Raw genomic sequence first — 18,988 nt, forward strand, 5'->3', positions numbered from 1 at the left:
GACCGGGGCCATCCGCTGATACGACTTCAGCGCCAGCAGCACGCGAGCTCGTGGATCTCGCCCCGCATCTCCACATCAGCGACGTAGTCGCAGACGAACGAGGTACGCACCGCCCGGCCCAGTTCCTCGACAGGCACCGGCAGGCTCAGCCGACGGGGTCGCCGTCGAACTGCCCCACGGGGGCGGCATCAGCGGCAGGTGCGGCCTCGCTCGTGGCCGCGGGCCGCCGGTCGAGGCCGAGCACGAGTGGTACGGCCAGCACGCTGATCGCGGTGAGGAACACCCAGGGCAGCGCCGCACCGCCCGCCAACAGCGCGGTGAGCAGCGCCGGGGCGGCGGCACCGCCGACCGACCAGGACAGCTGGTAGACGCCCAGATAGCGGCCCCGCAGATGCTCCGGTGCCATCACCACGCTCAGTTCACTGGTCGGCGGCGAGCTGAGCATCTCGCCCACGGTGTAGAGCACCATCGCGATCAGCATCCCGGCGATCACCGCCCAGCCGGGCAGCACGAGCAGCGTGCCGAAGACGGCGAATGCCGCCGCGTTGCACAGCAGGGCCAGCACCAGCACCGTCACCGGCCTGCGGGACTCGATCCAGCGGCTGGCGAGCGTCTGGAGCAGCGCGACCATGACCGCGTTCAGCACGACGATCACGCCGACGATCCAGGCCCCGACATCGAGGTTGTCCACCGCGTAGACGGCGAGCAGCACCGAGAGCACCGTGGAGGCGAAGACGAAGGAGAGGTTCGTCGCGACCAGCCGCAGATACCGCGTGTCCTTCAGCACGGTGCGGTAGCCGCCCGAGGCTCGTCCGGTGGTGTCGCCCGCCGCCTGCTCCGGCTCCGCGGGCCCGGCGCCGGCCGTCCCGCTCGCGTCCGCGCCCCGCAAGGTGATCACGAGCCAGCCTGCGACGGCGAAGGTGACCACGTTGACGAGCATGACCGCCCGCAGCCCGGCGACGGTTCCGATGCTCAGGGCCACCGCGGACGCGGCGCCGCCGAAACCGACGCCGACATTGCGCAGGGCACGGACGAAGCCGAACCAGCGGGCCCGCTCGACGCCCCCGGCGACCAGGACGGTGAGCGGACTGTTGCCCATCCAGAAGGCGGTGGCACCCAGTTGCACCACGAACTGCCACAGCACGATCTGCCAGGCCGCGTGCGAGAACAGGAATCCGATGAATCCGGCCACCGAAATCCAGTTGCCCGCGGCGACCACGAGGCGCGGACCGTAGGTGTCCAACAGGCGCCCGATAAGGAGCGGAACGGGTAGGACGAGCAGCTGGCCGACGGTCAGCGCGGCGCCGACGGCGACCAGTGACAGCGACGTCGTCTTCACGAAGAAGACCACGGTGAACGCCATCACCAGCCCGTTTCCCAGGCTGTCGATCAGATTGGCCGTGACGAATCGGCCTTTCCCCGCGAGGTCCGGCAGACCCCAGGCCGTCTGGATCCGCCGCCACGCAGAAGGCTCGGGGGAATGCTGCGACATCATGACTTCTCTTTACTTCGCCGCAGGGGCGGGCGGTGCGCCCACAACAGGCACTTCGCCCCAGACGGGCCGCTCGCTCTGATGGAAGACGGCTGCGCTGCGCGCCTCGGCATGCGCCGCGACGGAGATGATGCTGCCCGAACCGGCCGGCACCGCCTTGGCATACGCTCCCGCACACCCCTCCGGCGTGTAGAACATGCCATAGGCCGCATGCCATTCCTCGGTTTCCCCGGATACCGGGTCCACCACCGGCTCCGACCGCGGCAGCACTCTCTGCTGTACGACGCACGCTTCGGTGGCGGAGTTCTCCAGGGCCCGCCGCCACGTGGCGTCGTCCGTTTCCCAGCCCACCACGGCGCCGACTCCGCCGCCGCGCGCGTTGACCTTCAGGATCAACTGCTCGCGCCGCTCCAGGCATTCGTCGATGAGGTCGGTGTCGGTCTTGAGCGCGTCCGCGTTGAGGAGTCGGGTCCACGGCAGCACCCGGTCGATGATCCGGCACTCGTCCGCGCTGAAGTCGCGCCGTCGCGCCGGGTCCGACACCAGGGCCATGCACGCCTTGTTGGCGAACACGTTGCTGGAGAAGGGGGTCCACAACCGCGTCCCACCCGCCCGGTGCGCACGCAGCAGGGGCGTCACCAGGTCCCAGCCGCCGGGCTCCTCGGCGATCTGGTCCGGGACGAAGGCGCGGTTGACCACGTCGATCTTCGTGTCCCCAAGGTAGAGCGCCCCACCGCGTTCGTGTACGTCACAGACCTCGGCCAGCAGGACGTTCAGGCCCGCCGAGCGCAGCGCCGACTGGAAGTTGCGCCAGAGCTCGCCGTAGTCCTTCAGACCGTCACGCCATTCCAGTACGGCCACCACCGGCTCGCGGCCGGATGCCACCGGGGCGCCGAAGCGGCGCAGCGCCTCCACCACGGCGCGGATGGGATGCACGTAACCGAGCCGGTTCCGGCGCGCGAAGTCGGCGAAGGCGTCGACCTCCATCATCGCCTGGGATATCTCACTCGCGAGGCCCCAGCCGCCGGACTCGCTCCCCAGATTGGTTTCGAGGAGCTTGAACGAGGTGCCGTCGTGGTACATGTCGGCCCGGCCGAAGTGGGGTGGCGTCAGGTCACCGAACTTCCGTATGACGTCCCACTGGCCGTCGTCGATGCCGAGCACCGACCGGAATGCCTCCAGATCGCCGCCGAACATCCGGTCCGGCAGGGAAATGAGCATGTCGATGAGGTGCCGCAGGTCATCGGCGAACTCGCGTATCTCACGCTCGGCGACGAGGAGGGGTCTGGCCAGATACTCGCCGTGCCACGGTGCGAGCGTCGGGTAGTCCTTGACGTGCCGGGCGACCGCGGGCAAGCCGCTGCCCGGCGTGCGGGACTCCTCGTTGTACCGGGCCGTTACCCGCTCCGCCGACATGCGGTCTCCGCTCCTGCTCGCTGCTGACCGGGCTCCTCGGCCCGCGGGTGTCACCGTGTCACCCCGGTCTCCCGCACGACTGAATTCTCACTCAATTCCGCGCCTCAATTCATCTGCCAACGCTCTTTGCGCACACGGGACTTCCGCGCGGAGACTAGAGTGTCCGCACATCCGAAATGAGAAGTGTCCCGCAGCCGTGCGGCAACGTCTCATCTTTGCGGCCGGCGCCGGCCGGCGGTCTCGGGAAAATCGACCGGCCGCTCGCCGCACCCGTCAATCACCGGCCGCACACGGTCAGTTATCACGCACGCACGATGTTCGGCACATTCAGCGTCCGATCGCGCAGCGCACTCGCGGGCACGGTCCGGCAGAGAACAGGGGAGGCGCCATGACCGCCACGACGGATACGTTCGCCGATCCCATCGGCGGCCTCGGGGACGCCGAGTGGGACCGGCTCGCCGACGGCAGGTTCTACTCGTCGGCGCTGTGGCTGCGGGTGTGCGCCCTCGAACCCGGGGCGGTCTCCGGCGGACTGCACGTGGCGACCCCGGGCGGCGGCCGGGCCGCGATCCCCGTGGCGGCGGTGACCGACGAGCCCACCCCGGACCTGCGGTGGCACGAGCTGCTGGCCGCGCGCGGACTGCCGGCGCCCGCGCCGGGCGGCCTGCTCATCGGCCAGCGCCGCGGCTACCTGGCGCACCTGCTGACCGGCGAGGGAACCGATCGGACCGAGGCCGCCGCCGGGGTGCTCGACGCCGTCCGCGCGCTGCGCTCACCCCTGCACGAGGAGTCGAAGGTCGCCCGCGTGGCGATGTACCTGACCACCGAGGACGTGGGGGCGCTGCGCGCGGCGGGGGTGCGGACCGCGCCGGTCGCGCTGACGACCGATGCCTGGATCGAGATCCCGCCCGGCGGCTACGACGCCTGGCTGGACTCGCTGTCCGGGCGCCGGGCCCGCAGTGTCCGCAGCGAGGTGCGGAAATTCGAGCGGGCCGGATACGAGCTGGAGCACCGCACCCTCTCCGAGTCCTGGCAGGACGTCGCCCGGCTGCTGGCCCGCTCGCTCCTGCGCTACGGCCGCACCGTCGACGTGGCCCCGATGGCCGAGTCCTTCCGCGAGCAGGGTGAACTCGCCGGTTCGCAAGCCGAGGTGGTGCTGTGCTCGCGCCCCGGCGAGCCGCCCGTCGGCTTCTGCCTGTACTACCGCTGCGGTGACACCGTGTACCTGCGGGCGCACGGCCTCGACCACGACCAGCTGGTCTCGGCCGCGGAGTACTTCAACCTCACCTACTACATGGCGGCGCGGCTCCCGGGAGTGCGCCGGCTGCACGCGGGCGCCGGGACCGCGGAAGGAAAGGCACTGCGCGGCGCGACGCTGCGGCCGCTGTGGCTGCTGGACCTGTCCGAGGACAGCCCGCTGGCCGGGTACGACGAGGAGATCCGCGAGCACAACCGCGCCCTGCTCGCCGGCCTGCGCGACTGCTCGCCCGTGGTGTCCGCCGCCCTGGACGGCGAGCTCTGGGGACCGTACTGCTGAGACCGGCCACCGGTGACCGCGGCGTGGCCGTCTGCGTCGGCAGACGGCCCGCGGTTCCCCGTGCGGCTGCGACCCGGTCGGACCGTGCCCGCCCCCGCGGTCCTCGGCACCGCACCGTGGACATCGTCAGGGCCCGCCTCTCGCACCATGGCGTTCACGGCTTCGCACGAAGCCGGCGAGCGCTCGGGGAGAGGCGGGCCCTGGACGTGTCTGCGGCGGTCGGTCAGGCCCCCGGCCCGGTCGGGCTCAGGTCCAGCTCACGACCGTCCGGGGATCGGTGAACCCCATGATGAACGACACCGTCGTGCGGTTGCCGGCGTTGGCGTCCACCGCGTGCACAAAGGCACCGTTGAAGGCGTAGACGTCACCCTCGCGGATGTCCAGGCGCAGCTCCTCGAAGTCCGCCAGGGCCTCGGCCTGATAGGGCAGTCCCGTCTGCTCGATGCCGAGCGAACGCCGGGTCGCGTCGTCGGGGCGGATGTTCCAGATCACCAGCCGTCCTCCGGCAGTGTGCTCGGTGCACATGTTGACCGCGCAGATCTGGTGGTCCAGGACCCGCTGGACCTCGAAGCCGTGTTGCCGCGGGTCCTTGCACTGCGCTTCGTCCTCGTGCGGGTCGAGGGAGAAGTCGCCCTCCTTGTCCCACGCGCGGATCAGCGCGGCGCACGCCGAGCGGCCGTTCATCTGCGCCACCCGCAGCGACGCGCCCTCCTCCCGCAGGGCCTCGTTCACGCCCTGACGGAACACGTGCCAGGGCGAGTCGGGGGCGTCGATCACCTGCTGGACGTGCTCGGCGACCGCGGCGGACTCGTCGAGATAGGTGTCGACGTCCTTGTTCCAGTGGTAGGCGCCGACGTAGTGCGAGGGCTCGCCCTCGCGATGATGCCGGGCGGGGCTGGCCCAGAATCGTTCGGTCAGGTCCTTGCGCGCCGCGGGCGGTATGACGTCCCGGAAGATCACTCCCAGCCTGCGGCCGTGCAGGACGTCCAGAACGAGTGCGTAGTCCAGTTCGCCGCGCTCCTCGAAGCGGAAGAACTCCGGGTCGGCCTGCTGTCCGCTCAGCCGCGTCGTACTCTGCTGCATTTCTTCTCTCTCTTTCACTTGTACACCACTGCTTTCCGGATAACCGTTCAGGTCATTCAGCTCGCCGTAGCGGATGAGGCGGCTCGTACAGAGGGATGACGTCGCGGCCCGGGAATTTCAGCGGAAGGTGGCACAGCGGGCCGGTCCCCGCGTGCTCAACTCGCCTGCGGTGAAGCGGTCATGCGCGTCACGACCGCCCGGAGGGGCTTGCCGGTCGGGCCGACGAAGCGCGCGACCGATGTCCTGTTGCCGAGTCCACAGTGCCGAGGGGGTGTTTCCCCCTCCGGCGGGACGCCGGAATTCCCGCTCGGTATCGGCGTGCCTGTGGAGCATGCGCCGAGTGTGGCACGGAAGCGACCGGGGCGGCTCAATCGCGACTGAAGTGCGATGCGAACAGGCTTGTCGGGGAAAGGAGAAAGGGCTGTTTCACCGTCCACGGCCGTGGACGGTGAAACAGCCCTTTCAGGCCCGCGAGAAACTCCGAGTTGCCGGGTCCGGGTCCGGGTCCGGGTCCGGTGAGCTCACGAGGCGCTGTCGGCTACGGTGTGGTGCGCCGTGAGCGTGCTCAGTCCTGCTCCTCGTATTCGACGTACAGCGTCCGGGCGAGGTGCGCGCGGTACGCCTCGGCCTCGGCGTCCGACTCGTGGCGGGAGAGCACGATCACCGGGTATCCGGAGAAGTCCGGGTAGGGGCGCATCAGTGAGCCGGGGCCCATGGTCTGCACCAGGTAGTCCACCCGCGGGTCGGTACGCACCGCGTCCAGGCCGTGGATCTTCTTGATCCGTCCGCCGCTTCCGACCGGCACCTGATAGGCCGCCGCGTGACCGGCCGGCACCGGCTCCTCGCGCCAGCACAGCGGCTCCAGGCCGAGGTGGATGCGCAGCGCGTCGACGGCCATGTCGATCCCGCTGCTGACGTGGGCCAGGTGGGCCATGTAGCCCCCGCCGCCGATGCGCGCGCCCATCTCCAGCAGCACCGGCCGCACCCCGCCGACCAGCCGCAGTTCGGTGTGCGTGGTGCCTTCCGTGACACCGAAGGCGTGGTGGGCAGCGACCACCTCCGCCTCGACCGCGGCGATGATCTCGGCGGGCAGTTGGGCGGGGGCCCGCAACGTGGTCTCCTGGAAGTAGGGCCCCGTCAGCTCTCCCTTCCAGCTGATGGCACAGACCCGTACCTTCCCGTGGTGGATGAGGGATTCGGCGGAGATCTCCGGGCCGTCCAGGTACTCCTCGACCAACACACCGGCTTCCGGGGCCAGTCCGTCGTCGGCACCGAGGTGTGCTTCGACGAGCTTGCAGGTGCGGGCCACGGCCTGTTCGATGCCGTCCTTGTCGTCCACGCGGATCACACCGAAGCTGGAGTGGCCGTTCGCCGGCTTGACCACGACGGGGAACCGCAAGGTCAGCGTGTCGGCCCAGTCATCGGGATTGTCGATGAGCACGAAGCCGGGCGCCCCCAGCCCCGCGTCCCGCAGGTGCTGGCGCATGCTGCGCTTGTCGCGCACCACGGTCGCCGCCTCCTCGGTCAGGCCGGTGAGGCCCAGCTCCTTGGCGGCGCGCGCCACGAACGGCACGGCCTGCTCGTTGCCCGCCATGATCCCGTCGAAGGGCTCTTGCCGGTAGCGGTCGGCGAGCGCGGCCAGTGCGGCTTCCGGGTTTCCTTCGATGTCCAGCGGCAGCAGTTCGACCACCGCGGCGGCCCGCCCGGCGGACTCCGTGGTGTCGTCACCCCTGGGGACGAGGATCACGTCGATGCCGGCACGCTCGGCGGCATCGAACACCCAGGGGAACGTGGACAGCTGACCGACGAGGACGAGCTTCGGGCGTGGTGACATGTGCGGTTCTCCAAGGTTCGGCCGCGTGGGCGGGTCCGGGCGACGGAGCCGTGGAACGCGCCGGTGGCGTACGTCTCCACATGGCGTGTGCGTTCCCCGAACTGCACCGCCGGGGTGTGGCCCGGCGGGCTGATCAGTCCGGGGAAGGAGTCACGCGCCTCTTTCCCGCCTTCGCGGACGCTGCTGACAAAGATTTTCACGCTGGGGTAAGACGCTCCCGGTGCCGCGAGCGTCAGGCGGAGCACATGACCGGCGCGCTGTTCGGCCGCGCCGCGAACGGGCGTGTCCCGAGCTCCCATTCGTAGGAGAACCGGCCGTTCACGCACGGGTGCTGGACGCGCAGCAGGTAGCTCTCCGCCAGCTCTTCGAGGAGGTCCTCGGCCCGCTGGCCGCTGATGCCCAGGGTCGCTGCGACAAGCGCCGGCGTGAGCCGGTCGGGGACGCCGGGAGCCAACAGCGCGTACGCCAGGGGCTGTAAGTCGGCGGGCAGCGCCGCGAGCGTCCGGTCGAATCCGGCCCGCACGCCCAGCGCGTCGCCCTCGGCGCCCCCGGACGCAAGGACCCAGGCAGTGGCCTGCCGGATAGTCCAGTGCGGGCGGCGGCGCAACTGCGCGGCGACCGCGAAGAGCACGCCCGGCAGCCCTCGGCACAACCGGGCCAGCCGTCGCAGCCCCTCCGGGTCCATGGTGGTCCAGTGGCTCGGCACGGAGGATGACAACAGGTGCAGACAGTCGGCGAAGGGCAGTCCGGCCAGTTCGACGTGGACCGCCGACGAGGACACGAACAGCCGCCGGCGGCTGCCGATCACCACCGCGCAGCCGGCACCTGACGGCAGCAGCGGGGTCAAGTCCCCTACGTCGCACACGTCGTCGAGCACCACCAGGACGCGGAGGTCGGCGGTCCAGGTACGGAACAGCAGGCTCAGGTCGGTCGTGCCCAGTCGCAACTGCTCCTCCGTCGCGCCGAGTCCACGCAGGAACGAGCGGAGGATCTCGGCGGGCCGCATCCGCCGGCCGGCACCGTCACGGAGCCGCGCGTAGAGCCGTCCGTCCGGGTAGTGATCGCTCACCTGATGCGCGGCGTGCAGGCACAGCTCGCTCTTGCCCGTGCCGGGGGCACCTCCCACGATCACGAGCGGGCGGTCCTCCCGCGCCCGGCCGGCCAGTGCCGCGGTGACGCGCGCCAGCTGGCCGGCGCGTCCGGTCAGTCGCTCGCGCGGGGCGGGCAGATGGCAGGGCGCCCGGGTGGCGGCGGTCACGGCCGTGAGCCGCCCGGCGGGACGCAGCAGCGCCTCGTCCGACGTGAGCACGGCCGTGTGCAGGGCCTCCAGTCGGGGTGAAGGGTCGAGACCCAGCTCGGTGGCGATCCGCTCGCGTGCCCGCCGGTAGACCTGGAGCGCTTCCGCCCGCCGGTCCATGCGGTAGAGAGCCGTCATCAGATTGCCCTGGGCCCGCTCGTCCGTCGGTTCCCGTCCGGCCATCGAGGTGAGCTCGCCGAGCACCTCGTGGTGCCGGCCGAGGTGCAGGTCGGATTCGATCCGCAGGTGGTGTGCGCCGGTACGCAACTCCTTGAGGCGGACCGCCTCGGCCTTCAGCGTGGGCCCCTTGCGTACGTCCACCAGGGCGTCGTCCCGCCACAGCTGCAGCGCCGCGGCGGCCGTGTCACGGGCCCGGGCGAAGTCCTCGTCACGGAACTCCGCCCGGGCCCGGGCGAGCAGCGGCTCGCAGCGGAAGACGTCCACGTGGTCGGCGGGCAGCGACAGCTGGTAGCCGCCGTCGACGGTGCCCAGCAGCGGCCCGGCCGCCCGTACCGCGCCGCCGCTCCTCGGGTTGCCGAGGGAGAACCTCTTCCTGAGCTGGTACACATACGTCTGCAGCGCGGTGTGCGCGCTGGCCGGCGGGTTGTCGTTCCACAGCTCGTCCATGAGTTGCTCGAAGGGCACCACCCGGCCCGCGTTCAGCACGAGCATTGCCAGTGTCTGACGTACTTTCTGGGCGGCCGGCGCCATGTCGACACCGTCATCGTCCCCGTAGGCCTGGAGCGGCCCGAGAAGGTTGATCCTCATGAAATTGGCCCTGTCTCAAGTTCGTGCGGTCCCCGTCGGACCGGCCGGCGACGCCACCGCCGGGCCCGACCACTCGGGCCGGGCGGTGCGGATGTGCTCGGCAGCCCGGGGTCAGGAACTCCTGGACCCGGCTGCTGCGGCCAGGTCCGGGTGGTGCCGGGCAACGATGTCGGGGAAGGAGCGGATCAGCCCTTTCATGACGTTGTCGCCGTAGAGGGCGAACAACGGGTTGCCGGCGACGTCGATGACTCCGCCGGCGCCCTCGACATAGGGGCTGGGCAGTGGCTGCATCGTGGCGTCCAGCCGGGGGTTGTAGAAGAAGGGAATGGAGTAGCGGTTGACGCCCGGGGCGGGCCGGACCACCCGGTGCTGGGTGGCACGCACATAGCCCCTCGTCGCCACCTCCAGCAGCTCTCCCAGGTTGACCACGAACGCTCCCGGGATCACCGGCACGTCCGCGAACGTGTCCTCCTCGACCGCGACCTGGAGGCCGCCGTTGTCGTCCTGGACGAGCAGTGTGAGGAGCCCGAGGTCGTTGTGGACGCCGGTCCCCTGGCCGGAGCCGTCGTCCTCGCTCGGCTGCGTGGGACCGGGGTAGTGCAGGAGCTTGAGGTGGATCTGCGGGTCCGGATCGACCACCTCGTCCAGAAACCCGGCGGGGGCGTCGAGCGACTCCAGCAGGAGCCGCAGCAGGCGGTGTGACAGGTCGGTCAGCCGGGTGATCCACGACTCGATGGCCGGGCGCAGCTCGGGCATCGCCTCGGGCCACTGGTTCCGGCCGATCAGGCACCGGTAGGCGGGATCGCCGGGCGCGGACGGCGTCGCGGGCTGCTCCGGCCCGATGTCCAGCTGCTGACGCTGGTCGGGGATGCCCTTGGTGTGTTCGCGGCCGAGTTCGGAGTAGCCGCGGAACAGCGGCGAGTCGAGGATGTTCAGCGCGAGCCGGTCGGCCTCGGGCAGGGCGAAGAACCGGCGGGTGAGCTCGAGCATCTCGTCGGCGTCCTCGATGCCGTGGCCGACGAGCTGGAAGAAGCCGATCTCGTGCACGGCCCTGCGCAACCGGGTCAGGAACGCTGCCCGGTCCTCTTCCGAACCGGCGGCGTCACGAATGTCGAGCACGGGAAACGTGTCGGTCATGGCAGCTCCTTCGAATCGCTGGTCTGGTAGGTGGTCGGATCGGGCACGCCGGCGTCCCGGAAGGCTTCCTGCCGCTCCCGGCAGGCGGCGCACCGTCCGCACTGCAGCGCGTCGCCGCGAAAGCAGCTCCAGGTATCGGTCCAGGGGACGCCGAGTTCCTCACCGAGCGACACCACGTCGCTCTTGCGCAGCCTGACCAGCGGCGCGGTCAGCGTCAGGTCGGGGTGTGCGTATCCGCGGGTCGCGATCCGCTCCATGGCGAGGAAGGAATCGATGAACGCGGCATTGCTGTCGGGCGCGGCCTGCAGGTCGTCGACCACCCCGACGGCCACCGCTTCCGCCTTCTGGGCGACGGCGACCGCGAAGGCGACGGACAGCAGCAGGGCGTTGCGGTTGGGTACGACGTTCGGACTTCCGCCGGACGACCCACTCTGGTGATCCGGCACGTCGACGGTCGGGTCGGTGAGCGAGGAGCCGCTCAGGAGCGTGCCGACGGGGCTGAGATCGACGACATCGTGCGGCACTCCGAGCGAGCGAGCCGCCTTCTCGGCGAATTCGTGCTCGACGAGATGACGCTGGCCGTAGTTCACGGACAGCAGGTGGAGTGTGTGTCCTTGCGCCTGGAGGTGGTAGGCCATGGTGACCGAGTCCAGGCCGCCGGACACGATTGCGACAGTTTTCGGCATGCGTCGCCTTCCGGCTGGCGGGATGAGAGGGAGGATCAGTACTTCGGGATCAGTGCGGCGGTGTGCCGTGCACCGGAACGGCGGCGGACGTGCGGGCGTCCGTCACGGCGCCGGGGTGGCCGGGACCCGCAGCTGCTCGGATCGGTGGCCCTTGCGGTAGGTCAGTTCGACTTCCGGCCGCGGACCGTCCAGCCTCGTGGTGAGGGTCCGCTCCTCGCTCCACCCGACCAGGCGGTACTCGTTTCCGCCGAGGGCCGCGAGCGGGAAGAGGTGGTCCTGGGGAGAGCGAACGGCAAGGCCCGTGCCGGTGTCGACGATGCTGAAGCCGGCCTGGGGCTGCGCGCCGGTGAGCGACCCGAACTCCTCGATCTCCAGCAGGTGCGCCGGTGCGTCGAACGAACATTGCGCCGCTTTCCGCTCTTGAGCGGTCGTGGCCACGGTCGGACGGTTGTAGAGCACCTCGGGACCGTTGAAGTAGTCGGCCCAGTCGGCCGGGAACAACCGTGCCAGCTCCGGTGTGACGAGCACGTCCACGACGAGATGCACCCGGTGCTCGGGGCCGAGGTTCTGGATCTGGTGCTTGCGGCTGAAGTCGCCGAACCAGAACTCACCGGGCTGCCAGCGATGGATCACACCGTCCAGGTCCAGCAAGGCTTCCTCGTGGGTGGTGACCGGGATGTGCAGCCGGGCCACGCCCCAGTCCGGGGCGAACTTGGCATCGTTGTGGCGGTATCCGACGACGCCGGGGCCGAGATCCATGAACCGGACCGCGTAGAGGGGTCCGGGAATCGAGCGCAGGACCTCCCGCACGTACGGCATGTGGTCCAGCCACTCGGTGTCGGCGAACTCCGCGGAGCCCGGACCGCCCGGGTCGGTACGTGTCTTGTCACCACCGGGGCTGCGTACCGAGAGGCAGCGCCAGTCCTGCTCGGCCCACCTGGACACCCGCCCGTTCGTGTACGAGCTCTGCTCGTCCCACAGATGGTCGCGCGCCGTCATGAGGTCGGCCACCAGCCGGTCGGCGTCCAGCGCGGGGAGCAGCCGAACCGCTTCCGCAGGCGTCGAGGAATCATGCACGTTCATCGTTGTCCTTTCATGTCGACCGGACCGGATTCGCTGGTGTGTCGAGAAGAGCGGCCTCGGTCCGTGCGCGGGCCGGCGAACGCACCGGCGGCGACGGACAGGGCCGGGATTGCGCTGCCATCGGCCGTGCGCGTCCCGCACGGCCGATGGTCCGGCCACCGTGTGACCGCGCGATCGCCCTTCCAGCGGGCCGGGAACACGACACCGACCGGCCGGAAGCGCGGGCCGGCGACCGTCGCGAGGCCAGGCAGGGCGACGATCGCCACATCCGCCGACACCGCCGGAACCAGGCCTGTCATACCGAAGGGACCACTGGCCGGGCAGCACTCAACGGGTCGCTGACTGCTGCTATTTGCGGAGTCGGACGGTTCATCACGCCCGGAGCAGGTCGAACAGCTCGCCCCGGAGCCCGGCGTCCGTGCTGAACTCCCCGCGATAGGCGGTCGAGGTCATCTGCGCGGCAGCCTTGATGCCGCGCATCGACATGCAAAGGTGCTCGCCCTTCGCTATGACCGCGACGTCCGGGGTACCGCTCAGGGTGCTGATCTCGAGCGCGATCTGGTCCACGAGACGCTCTTGGACCTGCAGCCTGTGCGCGTACTGATGGGCGACCCTGGCGAACTTCGACAGCCCGAGCAGTTGCCCCGTCGGGCGGTAGGCGATCGTCACGGAGCAGTTGAACGGCAGGAGGTGGTGCTCGCACAGCGACCAGACCTGAATGTCCGAGACGACGACGAGCTGGCTCGTGCCGATGGACTCGAAAAGGGTGCCCAGCGAACCCGGGTCGTAGTTGATGAACTCTCGCCACCAGCGAGCGAAGCGCGCAGGGGTGTCGCGCAGTCCTTCGCGATTCGGGTCCTCGCCGATCTCCTCCAGGAGTTGGCGGGCGAGTCCGACCAGTGGGTCCTCGGTCGTCCTCGCGGCGGACGGGTCGCTGTCGAGTTCCAGCTTTGTCACCGACATGCGGTCACCTTTCGTCGGGCTTCGGAGTTTCCGACCTCACGGCCGGTACTCGGCCCACGTCTTGGGAGTTTCTGAGATGCGTACACAGGTCAACTCGGGAAACTTCGTCGACCATGTCTTGTAGATCCAGGCCGCCATGTGCTCAGCAGTCGGGTTTTCGTCCATCACATCGTTCAGATGCCGATGGTCGAGATGATCGTCCAGCCAGGACTTGAATGCGGACAATTCTCCGTAGTCCCGAACGAAGCCCACGGGCAACAGATCCGCGTCCTGGGCTCCAAGCTCCAGCTCGATCACATAGTTGTGCCCGTGCAGGCGGGCACACTGGTGCTCAGGAGGAAGGCCGGCCAGCTGGTGACTGGCCGAGAATTCAAATTTCTTCGTGATGCGAAATGTCATCGATCCGAGTTCCCTTCGCGCGTGCCGTTGCTCACACGCCGCGTTTGTCGTCCCACACCAAGGTGTGCAGTCTGGTCGTCAGGTTCCAGCCGCGCTCTACCACCGCGTCGGCCAACTCGCTCATGTGCTTGGTGACATCGTCGGCGCTGCGCCCGATCGGCATGATCCATACGGAGGACAGGTCGAAGGCGGCAACCAGCTCGGCCACTTCGTCGAGATCGCGGGTGTTCTGGCAGACGAACTTGAACGTGCTTTCCGGCAGCGCCGAAAGATTGGTGAGTGCGGAAGGGACTATCCTGCGGTGCCGGGGGTCGCCCGAATGCGACAGCTTCGGCGAGACGTTGAACCTGACGCCGGCGGCGACGAGTTCGGGGTGCGCGGCGTGCGTCCCGTTGGTCTCGATCTCGATCTCTATACCGCGTTCGGTCAGTGCCGCCACCAGCGGAATCAACCGCTCTTGCTGGCCCAGGGGCTCACCCCCGGAAATCACGATCAGATCGGTGTCGAAGCCGACCAATTCCGCGACCACTTCTTCGACCGGCCGGCGGTGCAGCTCCTTACGCGGATCGTGGGCGATCCCGCTCTCCGCGGCTCCGGTCCAGTCCCAGGTGTAGGGCGTATCGCACCACGAGCACGACAGGTTGCACCCGCCGAGTCGCAGGAACGCGCACCTGCGTCCCAGGGACCGGCCCTCGCCCTGGACGGTCGGACCGAAGATTTCGTTTACTACGAGATCCTGCTCCATGGCGCACCGTTTCCTATGAGTGGGACGGCTCGACGGCCGCCGGCTTCTGCGCCTGCACGATGAACCAGTGCCGACTCAGCCGGACACCCTGATCGACGGACACCGCGGCGACATAGCGATCGAATGCTTCCTTGTCCGCCGCCGAGTCGTAGTTGTCGACGATCGGCACTTGGTGCAGAAAGGTGTCCAGGTCTTCCGCCGAGTGGTAGAACTCCTCGAAACGGAACGCCTGGTTACTCGTCACGACGAAGCCTGCGTCGGACAGTTCCTGCGCAATCCCCTCCGCCAAGGGCCTGCCGTTCCAGCTGTCGAAGTCCTGGCCGCGACCGAACGTCTCCTTCAGCTCGCGTGCGTCCTGCTCCCCGATCCCCATGTACATCACGACCCCACCGGGGCGCAGCACCCGCTCGAACTCGGCGGCGATCAGCGGACCGCGGCGGGAGGTGACCACATCGGCGTAGCCGTCGGGCAGCCCCGTCCGGGTGGCGTCGCACAGCTCGAACGTGACGTGCGAAAGTCCTGCCTCCGCCCGGTACCGCGCGGCGCATTCCAGCATCGACGTCGACAGATCCATGCCGGTCACGTCGCCGTACGCGGGAGAGATGCGCAGCAGACTCCGCCCGTCGGCGCAGCCGACATCCAGCAGCCGGGCGTGCGGCGTTCCCAGTGCCTTCGCCAGTTCATCGAAGACGTCGTCCGGGCGGCCGTCGGGGAATACGTCGGTGCTCCGCGCATCGCTCCGGTAGCCGCCGAACCGCTCGGCCACCCGGGAGTAGAACTCCGCGTCCATCGTCATCGGCCGTGCACCTTCCCCTGAACCACGGTCGAGGGGAGGCCCTGGTGCGCACACACCGGTTCCTTTCTCTTCCGTGGGAAATCCCTGACACGGTCTACCGCTGCTGTCGCGGAGGGCTTTGTGCCGCGCTGCGATGCGGTTTCCGGGACGCCGGACGCGGCGGATGTCACCGCGTCCCGGGTCACTACGGTCATTCGGACCACTCCTTGAAGCCGTCCCCTGAAGGGGCGCCGAGGTCGGCAGGACCCAATCTCCGGTGTCGCCCTATCGGCCCGGCATCACGGCGCATCCACGATCGGAGGGGACGCGATAAGACGGTGATAGCGCGAGCATGCGGCGGGGATGGACACCTGGTCCACGCTGGGTTCACCAACGCCCGGACGCATCGCGAAACGGGTGCCGATGGGAGGGGAACTGAATGGCCATCAAGAACTTGGCGTCCGCCACGGGGGCCGGCGTCGTGCCGGTCCCGGACGCAGCAGGACACCAGCGCGGCATGAAGCAGTGCCCGGTCGCCGTGTTGTCGGCCGGCGAAACACCGGCCGACAACACGCCGTGGACCTGACGGACCGGCATGCCTCCGGGTATCAGCCGACCGGCGTCATCGCCCTGCCCAGGATGGCAACGATGTCAGTCCGTACGGCAGCGGCCCCGCTGTGGTCCAGGATCCGCTCCCGGATCCTGGCCGATCGCGAGTAGTACTGGACGGCCTGTTCCACACGATGCAGGTGGGCATTGACCCGGCCGAGGTCGTGCAGCACATATCCCTCGCCGACCAGGTCTCCGCTCGCTCCGACCATGGCGAGGACCTCCAGCAGGGTCCGTTCCGCCTCCTCGTACCGCTGTTGGTACATCAGCATTTGGCCCAGCCGCCGCAGTGTGAGCGCCTGGCCCCGGTCGAAGCCGGCCGACCGGCAGATCCCGAGAGCCTCGTCGAGATACGAACGGGTCCGCGCGAAGTCCGCTCGCCGCATCGTGATCTGTGCCATCTCGCCCAGCACGTATGCCCGCCCGATGACGTCCTGGGCCCGCACGAAGTGACGTCCGGCGCGCTCGTAGAGGGCCAGCGCCCGATCGTCGTCACCGTGGTGCCGCTCGATGCGCGCCAGGTCACGCAGACACAGCGCTTGGCCGCTCAGCTCCCCGAGCCGCTCGAAGATCTCCAGAGCGGTGCTGAGGTAGGGGCCCGCTGCCTCATACTCGCCCCGGTAGAGGTGCAGGGTCCCCCACGAGCCGAGTACCGCCGCCCGGCCCCGTTCGTTGCCGGCCTCCTGTACCGCGGCCAGCGCCACCCGATGTGTGCGCTCCCAGAGTTCGGGATAGCCACGGGCCTCGAAGAGCGTCACCAGCGTCGTGGCCAGCTCCCAGCACAACTCGTCCAGCCCGGACCGGGCCGCCAGCTCGACGGCGTTCAGTAGGTTGGCCTGCTCGCTCTCCAGCCAGCCGAGCGGGTCGCGGAGGCACCGCTGGACATGATCCGCCGGCGGATGCCACCGTTCACCCCGGCCCGCCACGATGGTGTACGCACCACCGTGGATCGCTCTGTGCGCCTCCTCGGCGAGCGCCATCCAGCCACCGACCATGCGCCGCACCGCTCCGGCGCGTTCTGCCTCGGGAATCTCCGCGGGCAGCTGTTCATGCGCGATCATCCGTACGACCTGCGACAGCCCGCATCGGAACTCCCCGCCCTGGTCCATGGTGGTGATGTCGAGGAGCCGCATGTCGATGAGCGGTTCCAGCAGGTCGGCGGGGTGCGGCGTGCGGTCGTCGATGAGGGCGGCACCCAGCCAGCTCGGAATCTCCGTCCCCTCGGCCAGGCTGAGCAGACACAACAGGCGACGGTCGGCCGCCGCCAGGCCGTCGTAGCTGAGCGAAAGACTTGCCCGGATCGACAGCTCGCCGTGTGCCAGCTCGTCCAACCGGCGTTGCTCGTTCTCCAGCCGGTGCCACATGGAGGTCAGTGACCAGTGCGGGCGCGCTGCCAGGCGCGCGCCGATGATACGCAGCGCGAGGGGCAGCCCGCCCACCAGGCGTATGACGACCCGCGCTGCCTCCCGCTCGCTCTCCACACGGCGTTCTCCGATGATCCGCCCCAGGAGCTGCAAGGCCTGCTCCGGACCCAGCGGCTCAAGGTCGAACCGGCGGGTGCCCGGCAACGCCGTGAGCTGACCGCGGCTGGTGACCAGTACGCCGCTGCTGCCGGTCCCGGGCAGCAAGGGCATCACCTGCGACTCGCTCACCGCGTCGTCCAGCAGCACCAGGATCCGGCGACCGGCCAGCAGACTGCGGTACATCTCCGCGCGCTCGTCGAGCGCATCGGGGATGGCCTGGCCCGGTACGCCCAGCGCCCGGAGGAACCGGCCCAACGCCTGGGCAGGGTCGACCGGTTGTCCGCCCGGCCCGCGGAGGTCGCAATAGAGCTGTCCGTCCGGGAAGTGCTCGGTGGCGAGTCGGTGCGCCACGTGCCTGGCCAGCGTGCTCTTGCCGACACCAGGCCTGCCCAGCACCAGGACGACGTGCAGTTTCCCCTTTTCCTGTCCCGCGGTGACGGCGTCGCAGACCGCCGAAACGACCGTGTCGTCGGCCACGAGGTCGCCGATGTCGGCGGGAAGTTGCCTCGGGGTGACGGCCGGGTCGGGGTCGGCACTGCGCTCTTGCACCGCCTCGGTCAGCGGCGTCGACACGACAGGACGCGGTTCGGCCGGCTCGGCCAGTGCCAGGACGGCGTCGTCGGTCAGGATGGCCTGCGCCAGGTCGCGAAGTTCCCTCCCCGGGTCCAGGCCCAGTTCTTCGGTGAGCATCGCGCGGCCCTGGTGGTAGGCATCCAGCGCCTCCGCCTGCCGGCCCGAACGGTACAGCGCCACCATGAGGTGCCCCCGCAGCCGCTCACGCAGCGGATGGTCGGCGACCAGCTGCATCAGCTCGCCGACCAGGTGCTCGTGACGGCCCAGCTCCAGCAACAGCCGCATGCAGGTCTCCACCGCTTCCAGGCGGCTCTCGTCCCACTGCGCTGCCGTGTTGGCCAGGACTTCGCTGGGTACGCCGGCCAGGCACCGCCCCCGCCACAGGCCTGTCGCCGTGCGAAGCGTGTCGACCGCGGCCATCTTCAGACCGTCACGGGCCAGCGCATGCGCCTCCGTTACCAGGCGGCGGAAGATGCCGACGTCGGTCGCGTCCTCCGGCGCCCGCAGGATGTAGCCACCGGCACGGGTCTCGATGATGGCGTCAACTCCCCCGTCCGACAGTGCCTTGCGGAGCCGGGAGATGCAGATCTGTACTTGGGCGCGTGCGGTCTTCGGCGGATGGTGAGCCCAGATGACATCCACCAGTCGGGTCGTCGCCACCACCCGGTTCAGTTCGAGCACCAGCGCCCCGAGGACGATCTCTTGACGCCCTGGTGCCACGGATACGGCCCCCAGCTCGCCGCTCACCTCAAGCGGCCCGAGCACCCGGAAGGGAACTGCCGCTACGCCACTGTCTTCGTAACCTGTGGAGACTGCCATGCATAACCCGCTTCTGTGGTATCAGCCAGGCGATGTGGTCCGGCTTGCAATGTGGGACGACTCATATCGACCTGCCTAATAAGTCGTGACCGCCGGCCGCGTCGCCAAGCGCCGCCGCGAGCCCGGCTGTCGCCGTCCGTCGCCCGGCGACGTCCACGAGCCCGCGCGGCCGGAGCCGTGCCGGCTCGGCCGGGACCGGGCCCCGGGCGTGTGCAGCCGGCTTCGACTTGCGGTCCCACGGACGCCCAC

16 protein-coding genes are annotated in these 18,988 nt (G+C 69.5%); 2 read left to right on the forward strand and 14 right to left on the reverse strand.

Translation table 11 applies throughout. From position 1 onward, the window contains the following. Nucleotides 1-26: 26 nt before the first annotated feature. From Scani_RS18730 to Scani_RS18740, 3 genes are read right to left on the reverse strand one after another with little or no spacing between them, the layout of a single operon-like run. A complete protein-coding gene (locus Scani_RS18730) occupies nt 27-137 on the reverse strand; it encodes a Tn3 family transposase (RefSeq protein ID WP_159477603.1) in 111 nt (36 codons plus the stop codon). 8 nt (nt 138-145) lie between these two features. After that, entirely contained in the window at nt 146-1,495 is a 1,350-nt protein-coding gene (locus tag Scani_RS18735) for an MFS transporter (protein ID WP_246296003.1), read from the reverse strand. A 9-nt stretch (nt 1,496-1,504) separates the two neighbouring features. Next, entirely contained in the window at nt 1,505-2,908 is a 1,404-nt protein-coding gene (locus Scani_RS18740; RefSeq protein ID WP_159477606.1) for a hypothetical protein, read from the reverse strand. 388 nt (nt 2,909-3,296) lie between these two features. Here Scani_RS18740 and Scani_RS18745 point away from each other — a divergent pair, with 388 nt between their 5' ends. Further along, on the forward strand, nt 3,297-4,445 hold the full coding sequence (locus Scani_RS18745; RefSeq protein WP_159477608.1) for a GNAT family N-acetyltransferase: 1,149 nt from the start codon (nt 3,297-3,299) through the stop codon (nt 4,443-4,445). A gap of 246 nt (nt 4,446-4,691) precedes the next feature. Here the strand turns inward: Scani_RS18745 and Scani_RS18750 are convergent, their stop codons facing one another. From Scani_RS18750 to Scani_RS18795, 10 genes are all read right to left on the reverse strand, one after another. Continuing rightward, a complete protein-coding gene (locus Scani_RS18750; protein ID WP_159477611.1) occupies nt 4,692-5,528 on the reverse strand; it encodes a 2OG-Fe(II)-dependent halogenase WelO5 family protein in 837 nt (278 codons plus the stop codon). Between the two features lie 565 nt (nt 5,529-6,093). Beyond that, nucleotides 6,094-7,362, reverse strand: coding sequence for an ATP-grasp domain-containing protein (locus tag Scani_RS18755; protein ID WP_159477614.1), 1,269 nt, complete (start codon nt 7,360-7,362; stop codon nt 6,094-6,096). A gap of 232 nt (nt 7,363-7,594) precedes the next feature. Continuing rightward, nucleotides 7,595-9,427: an AfsR/SARP family transcriptional regulator gene (locus Scani_RS18760; protein WP_159477617.1), complete on the reverse strand. Its 1,833-nt coding sequence runs from the start codon at nt 9,425-9,427 to the stop codon at nt 7,595-7,597. Between the two features lie 111 nt (nt 9,428-9,538). Further along, on the reverse strand, nt 9,539-10,564 hold the full coding sequence (locus Scani_RS18765; RefSeq protein WP_159477620.1) for an isopenicillin N synthase family dioxygenase: 1,026 nt from the start codon (nt 10,562-10,564) through the stop codon (nt 9,539-9,541). Further along, nucleotides 10,561-11,250, reverse strand: a complete 690-nt coding sequence (locus tag Scani_RS18770; RefSeq protein WP_159477623.1) for a 7-cyano-7-deazaguanine synthase — start codon at nt 11,248-11,250, stop codon at nt 10,561-10,563. The genes Scani_RS18765 and Scani_RS18770 overlap by 4 nt, the downstream gene beginning before the upstream one ends. Before the next feature lie 102 nt (nt 11,251-11,352). Next, a complete protein-coding gene (locus tag Scani_RS18775; protein WP_159477626.1) occupies nt 11,353-12,333 on the reverse strand; it encodes an aspartyl/asparaginyl beta-hydroxylase domain-containing protein in 981 nt (326 codons plus the stop codon). 372 nt (nt 12,334-12,705) lie between these two features. Then, complete coding sequence (folE, locus tag Scani_RS18780; protein ID WP_159477629.1) at nt 12,706-13,296, reverse strand: GTP cyclohydrolase I; 591 nt, start codon at nt 13,294-13,296, stop codon at nt 12,706-12,708. 36 nt (nt 13,297-13,332) lie between these two features. Then, nucleotides 13,333-13,695, reverse strand: coding sequence for a 6-pyruvoyl trahydropterin synthase family protein (locus Scani_RS18785; RefSeq protein ID WP_159477632.1), 363 nt, complete (start codon nt 13,693-13,695; stop codon nt 13,333-13,335). A 31-nt stretch (nt 13,696-13,726) separates the two neighbouring features. After that, nucleotides 13,727-14,440, reverse strand: a complete 714-nt coding sequence (locus tag Scani_RS18790) for a 7-carboxy-7-deazaguanine synthase QueE (RefSeq protein WP_159477635.1) — start codon at nt 14,438-14,440, stop codon at nt 13,727-13,729. 13 nt (nt 14,441-14,453) lie between these two features. Beyond that, nucleotides 14,454-15,236 (reverse strand): class I SAM-dependent methyltransferase, encoded by a 783-nt coding sequence (locus Scani_RS18795; protein WP_159477638.1) that lies wholly within the window; start codon nt 15,234-15,236, stop codon nt 14,454-14,456. Between the two features lie 418 nt (nt 15,237-15,654). On the opposite strand from Scani_RS18795, the gene Scani_RS18800 reads away from it, so the two are divergent. Continuing rightward, a complete protein-coding gene (locus tag Scani_RS18800) occupies nt 15,655-15,801 on the forward strand; it encodes a hypothetical protein (RefSeq protein WP_159477641.1) in 147 nt (48 codons plus the stop codon). A 22-nt stretch (nt 15,802-15,823) separates the two neighbouring features. Here Scani_RS18800 and Scani_RS18805 read toward each other — a convergent pair whose 3' ends face one another. Further along, a complete protein-coding gene (locus tag Scani_RS18805; protein ID WP_159477644.1) occupies nt 15,824-18,739 on the reverse strand; it encodes an AfsR/SARP family transcriptional regulator in 2,916 nt (971 codons plus the stop codon). Nucleotides 18,740-18,988 lie beyond the last annotated feature (249 nt).

The organism is Streptomyces caniferus (assembly GCF_009811555.1).
Classification (GTDB): Bacteria; Actinomycetota; Actinomycetes; order Streptomycetales; family Streptomycetaceae; genus Streptomyces; species Streptomyces caniferus.

Bases quoted from the DNA above. Each gene is read 5' to 3' on its own strand.
- Scani_RS18735 (WP_246296003.1), bottom strand. From the start codon at position 1,495: ATGATGTCGCAGCATTCCCCCGAGCCTTCTGCGTGGCGGCGGATCCAG.
- Scani_RS18740 (WP_159477606.1), bottom strand. From the start codon at position 2,908: ATGTCGGCGGAGCGGGTAACGGCCCGGTACAACGAGGAGTCCCGCACG.
- Scani_RS18745 (WP_159477608.1), top strand. From the start codon at position 3,297: ATGACCGCCACGACGGATACGTTCGCCGATCCCATCGGCGGCCTCGGG.
- Scani_RS18750 (WP_159477611.1), bottom strand. From the start codon at position 5,528: ATGCAGCAGAGTACGACGCGGCTGAGCGGACAGCAGGCCGACCCGGAG.
- Scani_RS18755 (WP_159477614.1), bottom strand. From the start codon at position 7,362: ATGTCACCACGCCCGAAGCTCGTCCTCGTCGGTCAGCTGTCCACGTTC.
- Scani_RS18760 (WP_159477617.1), bottom strand. From the start codon at position 9,427: ATGAGGATCAACCTTCTCGGGCCGCTCCAGGCCTACGGGGACGATGAC.
- Scani_RS18765 (WP_159477620.1), bottom strand. From the start codon at position 10,564: ATGACCGACACGTTTCCCGTGCTCGACATTCGTGACGCCGCCGGTTCG.
- Scani_RS18770 (WP_159477623.1), bottom strand. From the start codon at position 11,250: ATGCCGAAAACTGTCGCAATCGTGTCCGGCGGCCTGGACTCGGTCACC.
- Scani_RS18775 (WP_159477626.1), bottom strand. From the start codon at position 12,333: ATGAACGTGCATGATTCCTCGACGCCTGCGGAAGCGGTTCGGCTGCTC.
- folE (WP_159477629.1), bottom strand. From the start codon at position 13,296: ATGTCGGTGACAAAGCTGGAACTCGACAGCGACCCGTCCGCCGCGAGG.
- Scani_RS18785 (WP_159477632.1), bottom strand. From the start codon at position 13,695: ATGACATTTCGCATCACGAAGAAATTTGAATTCTCGGCCAGTCACCAG.
- Scani_RS18790 (WP_159477635.1), bottom strand. From the start codon at position 14,440: ATGGAGCAGGATCTCGTAGTAAACGAAATCTTCGGTCCGACCGTCCAG.
- Scani_RS18795 (WP_159477638.1), bottom strand. From the start codon at position 15,236: ATGACGATGGACGCGGAGTTCTACTCCCGGGTGGCCGAGCGGTTCGGC.
- Scani_RS18800 (WP_159477641.1), top strand. From the start codon at position 15,655: ATGGCCATCAAGAACTTGGCGTCCGCCACGGGGGCCGGCGTCGTGCCG.
- Scani_RS18805 (WP_159477644.1), bottom strand. From the start codon at position 18,739: ATGGCAGTCTCCACAGGTTACGAAGACAGTGGCGTAGCGGCAGTTCCC.